Below are 18,684 nucleotides of genomic sequence, written 5' to 3'. Positions count from 1 at the left end.
TATTTTTTTGCGACAATAGTACATATCATTCGAGAAAAGGGGAAATTCTTCCTTGGAAAATAAAGTTTTAGTTGCTGATGATGAAAAAAGTATGAGAGATATACTTTCTTATGCACTTCGCAGAGAAGGATATGTGGTTGAATTGGCACAAGATGGTGAAGAGGCATTGCAAAAAATGAAGCAGTTTCAACCTCAAGTTGCCATCTTGGATGTCATGATGCCAAAAATGAGCGGTTATGATATATGCCGTAAAATAGAGTCCGAACAGCATATTGGTGTGATTTTACTCACGGCGAAAAACGATATTGTCGATAAGGTCCTCGGTATGGAATTAGGAGCAGATGACTACATCACCAAACCTTTTGATATCAGAGAGGTACTAGTCAGAGTCAAATCGCTGTTCCGTCGCTTAGCAAAGCATCAAAAACCTGCCAATGAGAGCGAAGAATATACCCTCCATGACCTGTTGATTAACCAAAGAGGTCGAAAAGTTGTTGTCAATGGAGCATCTATCCCGCTTACTTTAAAGGAATTTGATCTATTATTTTTATTAATCTCTCATCTCGAACGAGTTTTTACAAGAGAAGAGTTACTAAATTTGGTATGGGGAATGGAGTATTTAGGCGGGACACGTACCGTAGATATTCATATTCGCCGCCTTCGTCAAAAATTGGGAAGCCCTTATGATCACTTATTAAAAACGGTGCATGGTGTAGGGTATAAGTGTACGAATATATCGGGTGATAATCGATCATGAGAAACAGCTTGAAAATAAAATCAGGGATTTTTTTAGCTGTTCTATTAATCGCTACAGTCTCATTTCTAGGCTTTCTTATATTAAGAGGAATCAAAAATGACCAAGAAAAAAGGCAAGAAACATATTTGCGGGAACAAAGCAATATCGCCAGTGTGTATGTAGAGCAAACCATTCTAGCGGAATCGAACGGTCAAGTTGACTGGTATGAAGAAGAGCCAATTTATCAAAGATTGGGTCCACAGATTGCCATGCGCTTAGGCACCATAACGGGAATGCATATCTTTTTGTACAATGACAAAGGTGAAAAAATCGGCAGTTCCGGTTTTGGCAGTTTTGATCCAAAATTAGTCCAGTTTGGATTACAAAATAAAATAGCATACAAAACAGCAGGAGATATGTTTTATTATGTTGCTCCCTTAAAGAACGGCTTACTAGGTGCTGTTGGATTTGTTTATTCGCTGCAAGAAAGTAATTACTTTTACCATACCATTTTAAACCTGTTTCTTCAGTTTGGCATTGTTGTTATCATCCTGAGTTTTTTGATTTCTTACTTTTACTTTTATCCCATTACCAATGGAATTTTACGTCTAAAAGAAGCCACCGAACAGATCGAGCAAGGCAAATACATCACCCATCCTCCTCTAAAACGATCAGATGAACTCGGTAAGCTGAGCCAAGGAGTTTATTCGATGAGTCAACAAATCGAACAAAATATTATTACCATGAAGCAAGAACAAGCAAAATTAAATATGGCAGTAAAAAAACTAAAGCAATTAGAGAAACAACAAAAAGTATTCATTGGGAATATTACCCATGAATTTAAAACTCCTCTATCCGTCATTTTAGCTTATATGGATTTACTGGAGATGTATCGAGATGATCCAACACTAGTAGATGATGCACGAGAAAACATCAAAAAAGAAGCAGAGCGTTTGTACCATCTAGTTGAAAAAGTTTTGCATTTAGCTTCTGTAGAAAAATATGACTTTGAAATTCAACAAGAAAAAATAGAATCAAGTGAGATTTTAGCAGAATTATGTGAGCGAATGCGCGGAAAAGCGCAAAAGTTTGATGTTGACCTAAAGTGCGACCTTAGGCAAGCATCTGTCTGGATGGACAAGGAAAGTTTTTATCTGATTTTTATCAATTTATTGGATAACGCCATCAAATACAATGTCCAAGGCGGAAGTATTCTCCTTACTAGTGAAGTAAAAGAAAATACCTTGAACATCAAACTGCAAGATACAGGGATTGGCATTCCTCTTGAGGCGATCGACAAAATATTTGAACCTTTTTATACCGTAAACAAAGATCGAGCCAAATCATCCGGAGGGACAGGGCTAGGACTAGCATTGGTCAAACAATTAGTAGAAAGGCAGCAAGGTACCATTGTTTTTCACAGTGAACATGGACATGGGACGGAAGTTTGTCTCACCTTTCCTTTGTATGATGGAAAATGATTTTACATATCCGAAACAAATCCTATATTTTTCGGAAAAATACACTCGATAAAATTGCCCTAACAAGATATGAAGGAGAAGAAAAAGAATGAAAAGAAAAAGCGGCAAATGGATTGGATTTGTGTTGGCAGTTTCCCTCACTTTGACAGCTGTGGGATGCAGTACGGATGCCTCATCGGAAAAAATTACGGTAAAGGACAATAACGACGTCTCCTACAACCAAGTGATGATGCAAAAAATAGACAAGTACAAAGATGTAAGTGCGATTAAATGGCTGAATAATGATAAGGTTTTTACCAATGGGAATAACGATTTAAATCGTTATGATTTAAAGACCAAACAAACAGAACCGATTTACAAATTCAACTATAAATATTCGAAAATAACACTTTCTCCGGATAAGAAACATGCATTTGTAGAAGTAAATAACAGTGATGACGCCATAAATATCTTCCATTATATGATGAATGTAGATACAAAAAGATTAATTCCCGTACCATTTGCTACAAACGGTAATTTTGTTTCAGACTGTAGTTGGTCTGACAACGAAAACTTAGTTTTCACAGATAAATACGGAAAAATATACAAAGTAAATATAAGCGGAAAAATAGAAAAAATAAAGCATTCGATAACATATCTCGAAGACTTTGAACAAAAGTTCGAGATACAGCAGGTGAAAGATCAATTTTTCTACCTAGATCAAGAAAAATTATTTGTTTGGAATCAAAAAACGAATAAAACCAAAATGCTTATGAATCCTGTAGATAATTTCACCATTTCTCCTGATAAAACCAAAATCGCAGTAGAAAAAATCATTCCAGTTGATCCAAACGAAACATACGAAGGAAAGGATAATACAAAGACAAAGGAAAACCTCGTTGTGATGGATTTATCTGGGAAAATACAATCTGTAGTAGATGAGGGGTCAGATATAGAAGGAGTGGGTTGGTCCCCTGATTCAAAAAAATTGGCTTACGCTGACGGACAAAATGCATCCACTGAACTGTATATCTCTGATGTAATCAAACCTCAACCTAAATTAGTAGCTGTCAACATTCTTGGACTATTTGCAGATTATGATCCAATAAAATGGAGTCCGAGTGGAAATAAACTGCTCATCAATGGTTATTCTGATCCTGTCAAAGGCCCTGATTACGGCACTTCTGTTTTGTATATCATCACATTGGGGCAACATACTTGAAACACATAACACACAAAAAGGGCCTCATAGAAAGGCCCTTTTTTATGCAAATAAACTTCCATGCTGTTTTTGTTTCCAAACATACCGGTAATACACATATAGCACAATAAGCATGATTGTATCTGAGATCGGATACGAGAGCCAGATACCTAAAAGCCCCAATGGACCTGATAAGGCTGCCGCTATGGGTACCATGATCAGCCAGATACAACCAATGACAATAATCGTCGGTACGACCACGTTTCCTGTTCCCCGCATGATACTCGACAAAATCATCGCATTTCCTATGATCATCATCGCCCATAACACTGCGAACAGCACATCATTTGCCATTTCAATTGTAGATGGATCATTTAGAAACCAACTCAGAATGGGGTTACTAAACAAATAAATAAGCCCGATTAAAACAATTCCGATCAGATAATTGAGTCCAAGCGAATGACGCAGCAAAGACTGCAAACGATGGCTTGCCCCTGCACCTACAAACTGAGCTGAAAACACCCCTGCTGCCATTCCTAAACTTAGCATCGGCATCTGAACGAAGTTCAGTACTTGGATCACTGCTCCATAAGCTGCTGTTGCCTGTTCTCCATGCTGATTAACTAAAAATACTACAGCTACTTCCGATAAAGAGATAGCGATCATCTGTACACTGGATGGGATACCAATTTTGATTAACAGCTTTAAAATGGTGATATCTAGTTTCCAATTTCGGAAAAAATCCCGATCTAGTGCTAACACATGTTTTTTCCATTTTAAATAGAAAAGAAGTGCTACAAAAGAGAGAAAAGTTGCTAAAACATTGGCAATTGCTGCTCCTGTAAGACCCATCCGAGGCAGTCCAATCCAGCCAAAAGTAAGGATAGGAGTCAAAACAATATTTAATATCGTACTTATCAGCAAAAAGACAAAAGGTGTTTTGGCATCTCCTGTTCCTCGTAAAATGGTGGTATAACTTACGTAGACAAATATGAGAGGGAGACTCGCAAATATAATCTTGCCAAACTCAGAGGCTTCTGGCTGAATGCTTGGAGCAGCCCCGATAATTTGCAGAATACCATCAATAAAAACGACTCCAATAAATGCCATCACAATCCCTAGTAAAAATGAGAACTTAATCGTGGTATCTACTGTTTTTGTCAGTTCTTTTGATTTTCCACCTCCATACGCCTGTCCAATTAACACTAGACTGCCTGAACCTAGACCAATCACTAAGGAAATAAGGAAGAAGCTTACAGGAAAGATCGTACTGACCGCAGCCAAGGACGTCTCTCCCAAACCCTGACCTATGATCATCGAACTTACAACCCCACCTAGCGATTGAAGTATATTGCTAAGCATTAACGGTATAAGAAAAACGATGATGGGCTTCCACATTGATTTTTTAGGATCTAATAAGTCAGGGTGAATATTTTGTTTGGTTTCTGTAGAGTTTTCTACTTCTATTGGCTCCGCGTTTGGAGCAGGTGCCTCTATGACTCCTACAGAAGCACTGGATTTCGTATTTTCTTCCATTATTATCACACCCTTTGAAACCTTATAAAATTTTTGTAAAGTAAAGTTTGAAGTATCCAGATACGATAGGATACTCCCTCTTCTCTGCTCAAAAAAAGGAGCCATAACGGCCCTTTTCCCATCAGTCCATCTTACCTTTAATATGCTTTTTTTACAAGATCATTTGTGAATTTTATTTTATTTACCAGCTAAATTTGCTCGATTATTAAATTCGACATAATCGATATTGATATTGAGCAACAAATTATCTTTTCCTGTCGCCTGATCTGTTACCAAAATAAAATCACGTCCAACTTGACGCAAAACGCCATACACCACCCGATTGTTCCGTTCTGTATTTTTTTCATACGTCAAATAGACCGTAATATCCTTCCCTACATTTTTAGCCAGCAAATCTTCTGAGTATTTCCTTTCTGTTCGTTGCGCTACACTTGGTTCTTGCGGCTGATTAGCCAAATATGCACCATATGGATCATACCAATACATCACATAACCTCCCGCTTTCCACTTTTAATAAACATCTGGACATTCTGCTGGTGTAGGAATGAAAAAACAATGAGCTTTGTATCTTCCACTATTTGCTTGACCAAACCACTTAGCTGGACAATTTCCAGGTGGTTTAAAAAACCAAAGGGCATTTGACGCTGGATCAATTCGTGTTCCATCAATGACCCGTTGTGCTAAACGAACATCGCGGTCTCTGGCTCGCTGATAAAAATATCCTTTTAATGTCGATTCAAACCCGCCAGGTCTCTGGTACACCATTTTGGTAATGGTATCGATGTTTTTAAAGTCCAAACATCTGACTTTGACCCGATTTACTCCCACATTACCGACAAGCAGCATACCTGTATTTCCATCTTCTTCTGCTTCTGCCCGCATCAATCGAGCCAGTAGCTGTACCTCTCCTGGCTTATACCTTATCACGGCCACGATGTCATCACCTCTTAGCAAAACTTATGCAGGGTGACATTTTTTTATCCCTATTTCCATTTATTAATAGTTATCTTTGCATCATTTCCATAGTCAAAGACAGAATACACAAAAATCCCTTTGACTGGAAACATTTGTAGCCTACTAAGCGAACTCCTATTTGCATATAATAGATATCAATCATACGTTCCCGGAAGAAGTGTTCGTAAAATGATATTACTTGTTGATATCCAATCCTTCTATGCGAGTGTAGAAAAAGCTCGCAACCCAGAACTAAAACACCGTCCTGTTGTCGTTTCTGGTGATCCAAATCGGAGAAGTGGTGTTATCCTTGCGGCTTGTCCCATAGCTAAATCCTATGGAATCAAAAACGCAGAAACACTATGGGAAGCGATGCAAGCATGTCCAGAAGTAGTAGTAGTACGCCCGCGGATGGACCTATATCTTAAAATATCGTTACAGATCACGGAGATCTTAGAACGCTTTACAGATTTGGTAGAGCCCTACTCCATTGATGAACAATTTCTTGATGTCACCGGCAGTGAGCGATTATTCGGCGACTGTGACACCATCAGCAGAAAAATCCAACAGGCAATTTTAGAAGAAGCAGGAGTTTACGCTAGAGTAGGCATTGGACCTAACAAAGTTTTGAGCAAAATGGCTTGTGATAATTTTGCTAAAAAACAAAAACGAGGCATTTTTCGTCTTGATGAAACCAATATAAAAGAAAAACTATGGCCGCTGCCAATAGGCGATTGTTTTGGTGTAGGCAGAAGAATGACTAAAAATCTTCAACGAATTGGCATCACTACCATTGGTGAACTGGCACAATATCCACTAGCAAAATTGCAAAAGCATTGGGGAATAAATGGGCATGTGTTGTGGATGACCGCCAATGGAATCGATTTATCTCCTGTGACTCGACTTTCTTTTCAAAAACAAAAAGCGATTGGACATCATATGACTTTGCCACGTGATTATCGTACAGCAGAAGAAATCGAAGTAATCCTCTTGGAACTGTGTGAAGAAGTGTGTCGGCGGGTTCGGCGGCATCATTTAGCTGGAGTGACACTTCATGTGGGTTGTAGAGGTGCTGATTTTGACTGCCCTACTGGATTTTCCAGGCAACAAAACTTAGGATATGCTCAAAATGAAACAATGCCAATTTTTCAGGCAGCCAAACAGCTTTTCCATCAATATTGGGATGGAGCTCCTATTCGATCTTTAGGTATTAGTCTCGGTGGATTGTCTGCCGATTCCCCCATGCAGCTCGATCTATTTACAGACCGCAGTAAACAGCGAGCACTTGGACAGGTAGTCGATGAAATCAAACAACGTTATGGCAGTACAGCTATTCTTCATGCTGCTTCTCTCACTTCTGCAGGTCTTGCAATAGAACGAGCGAAGAAAATCGGAGGTCATTATCGATGAGCGAACTAGATCGAAAAAATCTCCTGTGGGAAGGAATTATCTATACTGAGAAATAAAATAGGATTCATAGTAGTTAAGGAGGGGAAAGTTCCCTCTTTTTTTACTTTGTGTAAATAATAACTATATTGATTATTTAGAGTATGGGAAGTATACTGGTAAATAATTTATTTTGAGGGAGGATAAGGATATTCGTGTAGAAACCGTAACTACGTATGACGGAAAAGAACGGTATATAGTTGTGGATTCATCTGGGGAACCTATTCCGATAATCATAAAGTATTTAAAATTCAAAGATAACATTGGGGGAGCAAGAAATTCATTACGAACTTATAGTTATCATCTGAAATTGTATTTTGATTACTTGGAACAAAAAAAATTAGATTACACTCAAGTAAAACTAGAAGATATGGCAGAGTTCTTCCAGTGGTTGAAAAATCCATACCAAAAACTGAATGTATCCCCTATTCAGACTATTGAGTCAGCTAGAAGACCAAGAACAGTGAACGCGGTGATTAACACTGTCACCCATTTTTATGACTATCTAGTACGTAGTGGGAATGATGAAAACACCATCTCAGAACAATTAAAACGTTCCATGTTAGGCTCCCAAGGGAATTTTAAAGGTTTCTTGTATCATCTATCAAAAAACAAGAGCTATACGAAAAACCTGCTTAAAATGAAAACACCAAAGGAACACCCTAAAACATTAACAAAAGAACAAGTAAAAAAGATTATGAATGCATGTACCAACTTAAGGGATCAATTTCTCATTCAATTACTATGGGAAAGTTCAATGAGAATAGGAGAAGCCTTATCTTTATGGTTAGAGGATTTCAAAATCGATGCCAGAAAAATACAAATCCAAGATCGAGGGGAACTAATTAATTTTGCGGAGATCAAAACAGTACATAGTTGCAGAAGTATCGATGTATCTGAAGAATTAATCAACACCTATTTAGAGTATATTTCCATGTTTCACACAGAAGAAGTAGATACGAACTTCGTGTTTATCAAAGTTTCAGGTCCTAATAAGCACCAACCCTTAGAATATCAAGATATTGTTTCTTTATTCAATCGTCTGAAAGCAAAAACAGGTATACATTGTACTCCTCATATGCTACGCCACAGTTCTTTAACAACTCTAAGAAGAGCTGGTTGGAAAGATGAACACCTAATGAAACGAGCAGGACATGCACATGTTCAAACAACCATTCAAATGTATGTACATCCTAGTGATGAAGATTTGAAACGGGACTGGGAGAAAGTGGAGGAGAAGATTCGAATAGCTAAAAACCAAGGAGAGACTAGATGAGTACGAAACATCAACTTAAACCTTCTCAAGAAAGAGTTAACGAAATGAATCAAATGATAAATGGTTATTGGGAGAGAGACAGATGGAATTTATGTGATAGCTTTTTTGGTCGGGAAAACCAACCTTTAAACGTTATACATACAGAAGATATTGATTTCTCCAGAATCTTAAATCCCAGTCTAAGAATCGAATCTAAGTACTATTTCGCAAAAAGACTGACCGAAAAAACCTTAAAGTTAGGGTCCATGTCTACATACAGGAAAGGCATCCATTCACTAGCCATTTTTTTGAATCAGTACTACCCAACTGCAAATTCATTTGTCGAGATCTTGTATGATAAAGCTAAAATACAGCATAGATCCTTTCTTATTTCAAGAAACATTCGCTTACATAACAAAAAAACAACTCCTCATGAAACGGTATTTAAACAACTGTGTAAATTTTATCATGATTTTTATGACACTAGAGACGAATTCGACAAGGATATTTGGGACATAAGAAAAATTCCAGGAGCTAAACTGAGTTTGACAAAAACGGAGTATCTCCTCACCTTTGACTCGATTCCAGAAAAGTATAGACCATTCGTAAAACGATATTTTAAAATGAAGGTCTATTTGATTGGAATAAATCAACTGAGAGAAAATCGTATCGCACTAGCGATGTTCTTCCGTTTTCTTGAAGAACATTATCCCGAATGGATCGACTTAAGTCGACTAAATAGAGGACATATGGAAAAATATATGGTCTGGCACAAAGAAAATTATCCTCAACTTACGAAAAACTACTGGTCTTCTTTATATGTGTTTCTTGAATACATTGAACGAGCAGAGTACCCTGAAGCACCTAAAATCTCAGTGAATAGATTATTATTCAGAGAAGAAATCACCAAAAAACCGCTTACCTATCGCTCAGCAGCCAAATATATTCCTGAGGAAGTGATTCAACAACTTGAAGATAATTTGGAATATCTAAGTCCATCCGAATATATTCCCATCGTTATCTTACTTAGAGCTTCCGGTTGGAGAATTTCAGATATATTAAATCTTCGGTACGATACCTGTTTACATCGTACTGATTTAGGATGGTATTTACAAGGCGATATTGTTAAAACCAACGTAAAAAGACACAAAGTTCCTATTACAGATGAAGTAGCAGCCATGTTGAAAATTTTGAGTCAACAGATCGCTGAATTAAGTACAGAGGAAACAAATCCTAATCGATTTTTATTTGCTCGCTTAAGTGGACCACGAGTGGGAAAACCCATTCTTGCACAATGTGTACAACATGCAATGAATCGACTTGCGAAGCAAAAAAACATCCTAGACAAAGATGGAAACATATATAGATTTGGAAATCACGCTTTTCGTCATACGAAGGCTGTTGAATTGATTAACAATGGTATGGACCTTATACATGTACAAAAATGGATGGCACATATGTCTCCTGAAATGACTTTGCATTATGCCCAAATTCTTGATGACACGATGCGTAGATCTTGGGAAGAGGCTACGAAAAATGGCCTCTTTCGAATAAATGAAAATGGTGGTAAACCGATGCAAATTTCTGGTCAAGATATTGAGCAGGAAGACAGTATTGAATGGGAATACATTCGTCATAATTTAGATGCCGTACAATTGGAACTAGGGTATTGCATGAAGCCTATTAAACAACCTTGCCCTACTCAAGCTAACCCTTGCCTCTCCTGTCGGAATTTTTGTACTACACCTGACTTCCTCCCACAGTATGAAATAGAAATACGCCGTGCAAAAGAGATCATCACACGTGGAAAAAATCTAGGACGGAATATGTGGGTTGAAAAGAATCAGACATTATTGAATCGGTTAGAACCCATTTTAGAAGCATTACAAGACGGAAAAGTACATCATATGGCTGGAAAAAAAGGACGAGAATACACTGGAGAGGAACGTCATGATGACTCTAAAACGTAATATAGAAGGAATGAAGCAATTTGCAAGACAAAAAAGCATCGATGCCTCTCTAAAAGTAGATAATGCTATCCAACAGCTTATTAGAAACAAGGAATCCATTAACTTTAACAATGTTGCTAAGATAGCAAAGGTAAGCAAATCGTATCTCTATAATCAAAAAGAGATAAGGAGTCGTATTGAACAGCTAAGAAATCAGCAAGATCGTCGCTCTTTACCAGTAGTAAAACAAAATATGACCGATCACAGTAAAGACGTTTTATTGGCAGCCAAGAACAAACGTATTAAGCTGTTAGAAGAGGAAAATCAGAGGTTAAAAAATGAATTAAAACTCTTGAGAGGAAAGGTCTATGATTCTCTTTAACAGCGCAAAGGGTTTTATATACCAAGCTAGCAAATCACTAGTATGTAATGGATGTCAAGCAGAGTACATATACAGAATAGCTCGTTTTATGCTGATTTTAGGGAATATTTACCGTTTCACTACTATTTGAAAATAATGTACATCAGCATAGCAGCAACTTCAGGGCCTGAAGTCAAATCTCAGTAACACATGGGGATTTTTTTGTTTGTAAAGTCGCGCACCCCGCTACTCCGAAGAGAAAGCGGGGTGCGGTTGGTGTGGGTCACACCAGCTTCAGCGCTGCTTCCAGCGCCGTCTTCATGTATTCCCACTTATCCTCATGCTTGGAGAGCTCCTCGTCCACTCCACCCTTGGGAATGAAGACGAACCTGTCCATCCAGTCCATGTTCTTCTGAAGGTCGAAGAGACGGAGGCACTCATCCATCTCCGGGGCATCGAAGACACTCACGTAGTGGATGTGTCGCTTGTCAACTTCATTCCGCACGATGCCGATGATCCGCAGGTTGTGGGGCGGAAGCCCCGACGTCATCTGGATTTGACGCCGTGCGTCAGAGAAGAGGTCGAGTTCATCGAGGACTCCTGAGAAGAGAGATGCACCCATCCAGTGGCGGTTGCCGATGACGGCGACACCCTCCGGAGTCAAGCCGATGCTGGCCATGCCCACAGTCTTGAAATCCATCTTGACCTTCAGGACATCTCCAATCAGCTTGACCGATACGACGATCGATTCGTCGGGCTGTTCAGTCATGCTGATCTTCTCGATGGCCTCGTCCAGCTCTGCGGAGGTCATGTCGATCATGTCGACGTTGATCTCCAACTCCTTGAAGATTACGCGCAATGCGCGCACGGCGAAGGAGGTTTCCCAGAGGAAGACATCCTTCGCATCGTCACTTACAACGGCTGCATAGGTACGACCATTGTAAGCCTCACGGAGCTTTCGTTCCCAGAGAGTGTCAATGGCCTTCTGCAGCCATTCGGGCAGCAGAGGTCCCATGTCGTGGACGGTGGGAATGAATCCGCTCGGAAGGGAGGTGAACCCGAACTCGCTCACGGTGACTCCTTGAGGTTCAAGTGGGCTTTGCCCACACCAACAATACTTATATCAATGATAGCAAATTAGGAAAGCATGTTACAATCCAATTTATCAAAGGAAATTAAGCTTTTTTAATTCTTGTATCAAATCTTTTTTATTAATCTAAATGCTAAACGTGGTAAATCCGCGTTTTTCTGTCGGAACCCCACTTTCGAAACCTCATAGCAGGACTGTTTCTAAAACCCAACATTAACCAGGAATACACGAATATATATTCGTGTATTATGTAGTTACAGGGGGTAATCAATATGGGCTCTACACTAAATAGACAAAATCTTTTATTTGAGGGTAGCCGTTTTGTCCTTCCAGAGCATCGAAAAGGTTTAGAGGAAATGAGACGTAAACAGATGGAATATACTCCACCTGAACTAGATGAAGATCAAAAGAACCATATTAACTATATTTTACAAGAGGCTGTAGAAGCAGAAAAACCAGTGGTAGTCACCTTTGCAACAAAGTATTCCCCAGAACAGTTTTGTGGTTTTATTGATGAAATCAATGCCTATTCTCAAGTGATTCAATTATCTAACGGTAGTCACAAGAAACAAATTCTACTTGATAAACTCATAAATGTCGAATGGCCGTAGGAAAAATATGATATTCAAAGATTACGATGTGTATATGTCCACATCGTAAAACGATATAAAATAGAAGTTTAATTTAACTAACGTATAGATAAAAGGAAGCCGTATGTTTCTTCCTGAACATCGAAAGGCACTCTTGGAACAGCGAAAAGCGGCAACAAAAATAACGCCGCCTGTTTTAGATGAACAACAATGGGAAATGATCTCTTATATTATCCAAGAAGCGTTAGAATACGAACAACCGATACTAGCTACTTATGTAACAACTTATGAGATCACTGATTTCTGTGGCTTTGTCGATAAAATAGATACGGGAAAAAAATATATCCAACTTAGCAATGGAAGTCAGATAGAAAAGATCCCTTTTCATCTGCTAGTAGATGTCACTTGGCCTTAAGGAGGAAACAGAAATAAATCCTCTGACAGATCATGACCATCTCCTCCTAACGATTGGCTATTCATACTGAAAAGAAAGGCATATGCCTAGTACTACTCTCTTTTCGTTTTTTCAACGTCACTGGACGAAGAAAAATTGCCAGTTTCCGAAAATATATCTCCCATCTCACGATGAAAGCAAAGTATTTCTATTTGCAGCCCTATAATTTTTCTTTCCATATGCATGTCCACTGGGTTTCTCCTTTGTTTATCGAAATACATACAATAGAAAATATATTCTATTATTTGAAAAACATTAATTGTTTAAAATGAAATTAACTGTTTATTTTAATCAGAAGATTTAGTACGATAGTAATATTACCTTTATAACATCTTAGAGGAGGATTTCTCTATTGAAACAACTAGGCGAAGAAATTTTTACTTGGTTCAAGGAAAGCCGTCAAAACAATCCTGTTTATTATGACAAAGATTATCCTTTGTGGTTTGGTGTGAAAGGTACATGGCATGTATTTCGAAATGAAGATGTAAGATACGTCTTTAACAATCATCAGATTTTCTCTTCGGAATATATGCCGAAAGTACAAGACAATTACTTAGATAAAGCAATGTCTTCCAATGATCCACCCTTCCATAGAAAACTGCGCTTACTTGTTTCACAAGCTTTCACTCCTAAAGCAATGTTGGATTTAAAACCTTGGATCGAGAGTTATGTAGATGAACTGCTGGACCAAGTCATCACAGATAAAGGGGAAATGGAATTTGTTCGTGATATCGCAGTTCCAGTTCCCATGCAAGTAATTGCACGCATGCTAGGAGTTCCAAACAAAGATCATGCTATGTTTAAAGACTGGAGTTTTAAAATAGTCAAACAACCTACCAGCGAAGCTGAGGCCAAAGAGTTTATCGAGGCACAGCAAGGCATGGGAGAGTATTTTAGAGAAATCATCAAAGAGCGTTCAGAAAAGCCAGAAGGCGACATCATTTCCCAATTGCTTCAAGTGGAACTCGATGGTCAAAAGCTAACGATGGACGAGCTGTTAGGATTTTGTGTAGTATTACTGTTGGCTGGTAATGAAACTACAACCAACTGGCTCAGCAGTACCATTTTGACACTTGCAGAAAATCCCGATATTCAAGAACGTATTGCTAAAAACCCAGAAGACGCTTCCCTGCTACTAGAAGAAGTATTGCGTCTGCGATCTCCTGCACAGTATCAAACCCGTAAGGCTAAACAAGATGTGGTACTAGGCGGGAAAACCATTAAAAAAGGTGACTTGGTCGCAGCTTGGCAAGCATCCGCCAACCGTGATGAAAGTGTTTTCCCAAATGCAGATCAGGTTGATCTAGACCGAAAAAATATGGACCATGTTGCATTTGGTCATGGGATTCATTTTTGCCTGGGAGCACCGCTTGCACGCGTAGAAGCTGGAGTTACCATCAAAAAATTGTTAGAACGAATTAAAAATATTCGCCTAGTTTCAGAAGACATCGAATTGAACCAAAGCACGGTTACCTATTCGATAAAAGAATTGCCTATACGTTATGATAGAGTTTAATTCTCTCCAATAAACGCAAATCCCCAGTTCTGTATGTAGAACTGGGGATTTTCTTCGTCACTAAGATATTTCTTTTTTATCACGCATTCTGCTGAAAAGAGATGCCAACAGAGAACCGGAAATATTATGCCAAACACTGAAAATCGCACTTGGTACAGCTGCTAAAGGAGAGAAATTAGCTGTTGCAATGGCTACTCCAAGTCCTGAGTTTTGCATACCTACTTCCAACGCTACTGCCTTTTGTTTTGCTAAATCCATTCCAAGCAGGCGAGAGAGAAAAAAGCCAAGGACAAAACCCAGTATATTATGCAAAATAACAACTGCAAAAATCAGCAGACCTGTAGCAGCTATTTTTTCCTGACTGCCTGCCACTACTCCAGCTACAATCATAACAATAGCGATGGTGGAAACAAGAGGCAGTGCTTTTACACTTGCTTTTGCTTGTTTACCAAAAAATTTCTTGATGATAAATCCAAGAGCTAAAGGAATAATCACGACTTGGACAATCGAAAGTATTAAAGAAACCATATTGATAGCTACCCACTTACTTGCTAAAACCAAAATAAGCAACGGAGTTACCAGAGGTGCTAAAATCGTCGAGACAGATGCAATGGACACCGCAAGAGCAACATCCCCTCTGGCCAGAAATACCATGACATTGGATGCTGTTCCACTCGGGCAACAACCTACCAAAATAACACCTACGGCAATCTCAGGTGGTAAATTTAAACCCCATGCCAATAAAAAAGCCAATCCCGGCATGATGATATAGTGACAGATCACACCAATCGCTACATCTTTTGGCCGGCGAAATACTTCTTTAAAATCATCTGCAGATAAAGTGAGTCCCATTCCAAACATAACAATCCCTAGTAAAGGAACAACATATCCCCCAATCCACTTGAACTGATCCGGTAAAACATAAGCAATAATAGCGAAAAGAATGACCCATAATGTAAAAGTTTTCCCTGCAAAAGAACTGATTTTTTCGATAACCAATCGTAAGACCTCCTAAATCCCTATATGATCAACCTTATCTTTACAAAGCCTTATGTAGATATCATGATCAAAGGAAAATTAAATTTTTACAAAAAAGAAAAAACAATTAATAACAAGTATTCCTTTTACTTCGAACGAAAATCATGTGAATTTCAATATTATTTTATCAAAAGGAAGTAATTGGTCCACTCTTTCCTTTTGCAATCCAACGTAAAAAACCCGAATTTCTTTGAAATCGGGTCTTTTCATTATGAAACAATTAGACGAATACTTTTGATCTTCCGACCTCCAAAGTAGCTTGTACAATACGTTTAGCGGCGTCAGGAGAGATGAGAGGATAAAATCTTTCCTCCATGTTTTCCTGATATACCCGTGATCGGAAAAATTTTTCGATTTGCAGGCAAACGGTATCAGGCCGTGTTTTAAATGCTACACGATGATGAACCAAATACTGTTGATTTGCTTCTTCTTGTCCAGGAAAAGCTTCAAATAACAACATCGGAAGCTTTTTCGCTAACGCTTCGGTAATCGTTACTCCACCTGGTTTTGTGACGAGCAGATCAGCCGCTGTCATAAATAACTCCATATCAGGACGAAACTTTTCCAGTCGTATATGAGATTGATAACCTTTTTTCTCTAAGCGTTCATAGAGCGATTGATTGGCACCAGTTAAAATAACAAATTGCATATGAGTCAATTTATCCAATACATCTACTACTTGCTCCAAAGGCCCTAATCCCAGACCTCCACCCATTACCAAAATAATGGGGTCATCTGCTGGTAAGGATAAGCAGGATCGTGCTTGTCCCTTACCTATCTCTTCATAATACTTCGATTCAATCGGCAGTCCGGTCTCTAATACGGTGACACCAGAACGCCAACGCAGACGATCAATTATATTACGTTTTAACATTTTTTTCGGCACACACAGTAAGTCAGGCAATTCAACCAACCACATAGGATGAAGTTCATAATCAGTCACTACGCCAATCGTAGGAACCTTTTCCCATTCTGTTGGCAGCAGCAATAGGGAAAAAGGATGAGTAGTAATAATTTTTGTCGGTTGGAACTGCTCCAAACGTGCTAATATTTTCGAACGTATTGTTAGACCAACCTTCTCTACTAGCTCTTTGGATACATACCGAACCAATTTAAATTGGTATGTCCAATCGTATAAGAGATGGTAAAGAGAGGGGAATTTGACAAGCATACCTTGATAACCTGATTGCAGCAGGGGGTGAAAGGTCTTTGGAATCAATTGCAAAAGGTCTATCGTATCCGTCGTAATCCCCGGCTGGTGATGAAATTGTTTTTCCAATGCCTTAGCTGCGGCATTATGTCCTGTACCAAAGCCAAGGGAAAGTAGCAAGACACGCTCCATATTTTTGATTCCTCCCTTAAAACCATACTACCCCCATTATACTGATTTTTGCAAAGAAGAACCGATTTTAAGAAAAAATTAAAATTGCTTTCATACGGATTATTTTTTTTGGAGGGATTTGAGCGACATTGCAACCAACTCTTTTACCAGCCGTCCACCCATTGCTCCTCCTACTTTCCCTGCATCTTCGGACCGCAAATCTCGGTTACTTCCAGGCTTTAACGGCACTCCTAATTCTTTGGCGAGTTCTAGTTTTGCTTCGTCTTTACTTGTAAAAGATCGACCTAAGTCTTCACTGAGTAATTTTGTCTGTAACTGATCCAACTGATTTCTAGAACTGGCAACTAAGGGCCTTCGCTTTCTTCGGCGAGACATTTCGATACACCTCCTTATAATAGTCTGTGAAAATGAAAAGGAAAACATACTGTTTCATTCTTTGCAATATTTGTTTGACAACTCCGCACGGCTAAAGCCGTGGGATTCTTGGGTAATCCTCGGTTATCCAAGGAAGTTTACCAAGCTTAGACCGTGAGCCCCACGGCAAGTAATCTTCTACCTTCTTTCAATATGTTTTTGGCTGCATTGATATCTCGATCATGGTGAACGCCACATTCTGGGCATGTCCATTCGATGGATTTGTGAATCAGTGTCGCTTGTGTTTTGGTCGGTCGAAGACGGTAAGAAAATGCTTTATGCATGGGATAATTTTGCGAATATTATAGATCATATGTTCGCTTCTTATCAAGTGTATTTAAAAAATAGTCAGACTTATGAGAGGAAAAAAGTATCTTCATCTGATGCTCGCTTTCATCCCACTACCCCTACGCTCGTAATGCTATAATGAAGGTAACAACCGTCCAACACCTGCTGAAAGGCAGGTCAAGTCGAAAGGGAAACCAGCACGATGCTTGAAGCATTCAGGCGTACGTTCGACTCTCAAATAGAGAATAGGGTCGAAGTGGAGCTCCTCTCTGATTTCAGAAGGAGGATCTTCTACAGGATCATCCCGATAGTCATGACTGCGGTGGGAGTGCTGATCCCCAACTCCTCCCTTTGGATCGCGATCGGATGGATCATCATGCCCGTCATAGCCCTGTTCAAGGGCGTGAACCGGCTCTCGTACTTGAGGCAGCTCAGCATCGCCTTGGGTGCTGGGTGGCTGGTCATCTTGTGCCTTCATGGGTGGGCGCAGGTTGCCGTCTACCTGTCGGTCGTAACCGTGTACCTGCTCGGTGGCGAGGTGCTCAGTGAGCTGCTGGGCGAAATCAACTATGTACTGAAGTACATGGGTGCACTCGTCCTGCTGCTCCCCATGCTTCTCGCCGTCGCATGGGAGACCAGTACCATCGGGTACTTCGCAATTCTCATCGCAGCGCTGATCTACTGTATCGACGTGTACTTGTCGATACTGTTCATCAGCCTCGATGTGATCATCGCGGAACTGCTCAACAGCCTCGACAAGCTCATCGCCATCGTCACTAGGTTCCGTCAGCGGAAGTCCAAGGGCGACGAGGGCTGATCAGCAACTCTCTCTAGTTGGACGGGGTCGATCTCTATCTGTGAAAACAGACGGAGACCGGCCGCCGCTAAATTCTAACCTTTCTATAAATACAACAAACAAGATTCCCCATTGGAGTCTTGTTTTTCCTTTTCCTATATAAATTATAAAAAAATCAACTTTTACTTCTAGCGTACCATAGTCTGCGAAAATGAAAGAAAAAACATACTTTTCCTTTTGTCGTAATTCCTTGTATAA

At 39.4% G+C, this 18,684-nt stretch carries 19 protein-coding genes; 11 read left to right on the top strand and 8 right to left on the bottom strand.

Annotated features, from left to right (window positions below; genetic code table 11):
• The first annotated feature begins 52 nt into the window (after positions 1–52).
• The 3 genes from MK805_RS00770 to MK805_RS00760 all read left to right on the top strand — a co-directional run bounded on the left by MK805_RS00770 (position 53) and on the right by MK805_RS00760 (position 3,418).
• Positions 53–757: a response regulator transcription factor gene (locus MK805_RS00770; RefSeq protein ID WP_240873279.1), complete on the top strand. Its 705-nt coding sequence runs from the start codon at positions 53–55 to the stop codon at positions 755–757.
• Positions 754–2,217: a sensor histidine kinase gene (locus MK805_RS00765; RefSeq protein ID WP_240873278.1), complete on the top strand. Its 1,464-nt coding sequence runs from the start codon at positions 754–756 to the stop codon at positions 2,215–2,217. The genes MK805_RS00770 and MK805_RS00765 overlap by 4 nt, the downstream gene beginning before the upstream one ends.
• Before the next feature lie 88 nt (positions 2,218–2,305).
• Positions 2,306–3,418, top strand: coding sequence for a TolB-like translocation protein (locus MK805_RS00760; RefSeq protein ID WP_240873277.1), 1,113 nt, complete (start codon positions 2,306–2,308; stop codon positions 3,416–3,418).
• 42 nt (positions 3,419–3,460) lie between these two features.
• Here MK805_RS00760 and MK805_RS00755 read toward each other — a convergent pair whose 3' ends face one another.
• The 3 genes from MK805_RS00755 to MK805_RS00745 form a co-directional block, all read right to left on the bottom strand.
• Positions 3,461–4,933 (bottom strand): MATE family efflux transporter, encoded by a 1,473-nt coding sequence (locus MK805_RS00755; protein WP_240873276.1) that lies wholly within the window; start codon positions 4,931–4,933, stop codon positions 3,461–3,463.
• 177 nt (positions 4,934–5,110) lie between these two features.
• The gene (locus MK805_RS00750; protein WP_240873275.1) at positions 5,111–5,419 is read right to left on the bottom strand and encodes a spore coat protein GerQ; all 309 of its coding nucleotides are present in this window, start codon (positions 5,417–5,419) and stop codon (positions 5,111–5,113) included.
• A gap of 24 nt (positions 5,420–5,443) precedes the next feature.
• Complete coding sequence (locus MK805_RS00745) at positions 5,444–5,866, bottom strand: cell wall hydrolase (RefSeq protein WP_240873274.1); 423 nt, start codon at positions 5,864–5,866, stop codon at positions 5,444–5,446.
• 210 nt (positions 5,867–6,076) lie between these two features.
• On the opposite strand from MK805_RS00745, the gene MK805_RS00740 reads away from it, so the two are divergent.
• The 4 genes from MK805_RS00740 to MK805_RS00725 all read left to right on the top strand — a co-directional run bounded on the left by MK805_RS00740 (position 6,077) and on the right by MK805_RS00725 (position 10,919).
• A complete protein-coding gene (locus MK805_RS00740; protein WP_240873273.1) occupies positions 6,077–7,297 on the top strand; it encodes a DNA polymerase IV in 1,221 nt (406 codons plus the stop codon).
• Between the two features lie 187 nt (positions 7,298–7,484).
• Positions 7,485–8,609 (top strand): tyrosine-type recombinase/integrase, encoded by a 1,125-nt coding sequence (locus MK805_RS00735; RefSeq protein WP_240874241.1) that lies wholly within the window; start codon positions 7,485–7,487, stop codon positions 8,607–8,609.
• Complete coding sequence (locus tag MK805_RS00730) at positions 8,606–10,558, top strand: tyrosine-type recombinase/integrase (RefSeq protein WP_240873272.1); 1,953 nt, start codon at positions 8,606–8,608, stop codon at positions 10,556–10,558. Before MK805_RS00735 ends, MK805_RS00730 begins: the two co-directional genes overlap by 4 nt.
• Entirely contained in the window at positions 10,542–10,919 is a 378-nt protein-coding gene (locus MK805_RS00725) for a DUF6262 family protein (protein ID WP_240873271.1), read from the top strand. The genes MK805_RS00730 and MK805_RS00725 overlap by 17 nt, the downstream gene beginning before the upstream one ends.
• A gap of 262 nt (positions 10,920–11,181) precedes the next feature.
• Here MK805_RS00725 and MK805_RS00720 read toward each other — a convergent pair whose 3' ends face one another.
• Positions 11,182–11,970: a hypothetical protein gene (locus tag MK805_RS00720; RefSeq protein WP_240873270.1), complete on the bottom strand. Its 789-nt coding sequence runs from the start codon at positions 11,968–11,970 to the stop codon at positions 11,182–11,184.
• Positions 11,971–12,260: 290 nt separating this feature from the next.
• Between MK805_RS00720 and MK805_RS00715 the strand changes: the two genes are divergently transcribed.
• The 3 genes from MK805_RS00715 (at position 12,261) to MK805_RS00705 (ending at position 14,548) form a co-directional block, all read left to right on the top strand.
• Positions 12,261–12,599: a YolD-like family protein gene (locus MK805_RS00715; protein WP_240873269.1), complete on the top strand. Its 339-nt coding sequence runs from the start codon at positions 12,261–12,263 to the stop codon at positions 12,597–12,599.
• Between the two features lie 103 nt (positions 12,600–12,702).
• Positions 12,703–12,993, top strand: coding sequence for a YolD-like family protein (locus MK805_RS00710; protein WP_240873268.1), 291 nt, complete (start codon positions 12,703–12,705; stop codon positions 12,991–12,993).
• A 391-nt stretch (positions 12,994–13,384) separates the two neighbouring features.
• Complete coding sequence (locus MK805_RS00705; protein ID WP_240873267.1) at positions 13,385–14,548, top strand: cytochrome P450; 1,164 nt, start codon at positions 13,385–13,387, stop codon at positions 14,546–14,548.
• A gap of 60 nt (positions 14,549–14,608) precedes the next feature.
• Here MK805_RS00705 and MK805_RS00700 read toward each other — a convergent pair whose 3' ends face one another.
• From MK805_RS00700 to MK805_RS18090, 4 genes are all read right to left on the bottom strand, one after another.
• Positions 14,609–15,547: a bile acid:sodium symporter family protein gene (locus tag MK805_RS00700; protein WP_240873266.1), complete on the bottom strand. Its 939-nt coding sequence runs from the start codon at positions 15,545–15,547 to the stop codon at positions 14,609–14,611.
• Between the two features lie 259 nt (positions 15,548–15,806).
• Positions 15,807–16,928 (bottom strand): MGDG synthase family glycosyltransferase, encoded by a 1,122-nt coding sequence (locus MK805_RS00695; RefSeq protein ID WP_240873265.1) that lies wholly within the window; start codon positions 16,926–16,928, stop codon positions 15,807–15,809.
• A gap of 99 nt (positions 16,929–17,027) precedes the next feature.
• Entirely contained in the window at positions 17,028–17,303 is a 276-nt protein-coding gene (locus MK805_RS00690; protein ID WP_240873264.1) for a small, acid-soluble spore protein, alpha/beta type, read from the bottom strand.
• Positions 17,304–17,449: 146 nt separating this feature from the next.
• Positions 17,450–17,626, bottom strand: coding sequence for a zinc ribbon domain-containing protein (locus MK805_RS18090; RefSeq protein WP_420833035.1), 177 nt, complete (start codon positions 17,624–17,626; stop codon positions 17,450–17,452).
• Positions 17,627–17,832: 206 nt separating this feature from the next.
• On the opposite strand from MK805_RS18090, the gene MK805_RS00675 reads away from it, so the two are divergent.
• Complete coding sequence (locus MK805_RS00675; RefSeq protein ID WP_240873263.1) at positions 17,833–18,447, top strand: hypothetical protein; 615 nt, start codon at positions 17,833–17,835, stop codon at positions 18,445–18,447.
• Positions 18,448–18,684 lie beyond the last annotated feature (237 nt).

The organism is Shimazuella soli (assembly GCF_022511585.1).
Taxonomy (GTDB): Bacteria; Bacillota; Bacilli; order Thermoactinomycetales; family Thermoactinomycetaceae; genus Shimazuella; species Shimazuella soli.
Note: the sequence above shows the minus strand (reverse complement) of the source record. Positions and strands in the feature narration are given on the sequence as shown.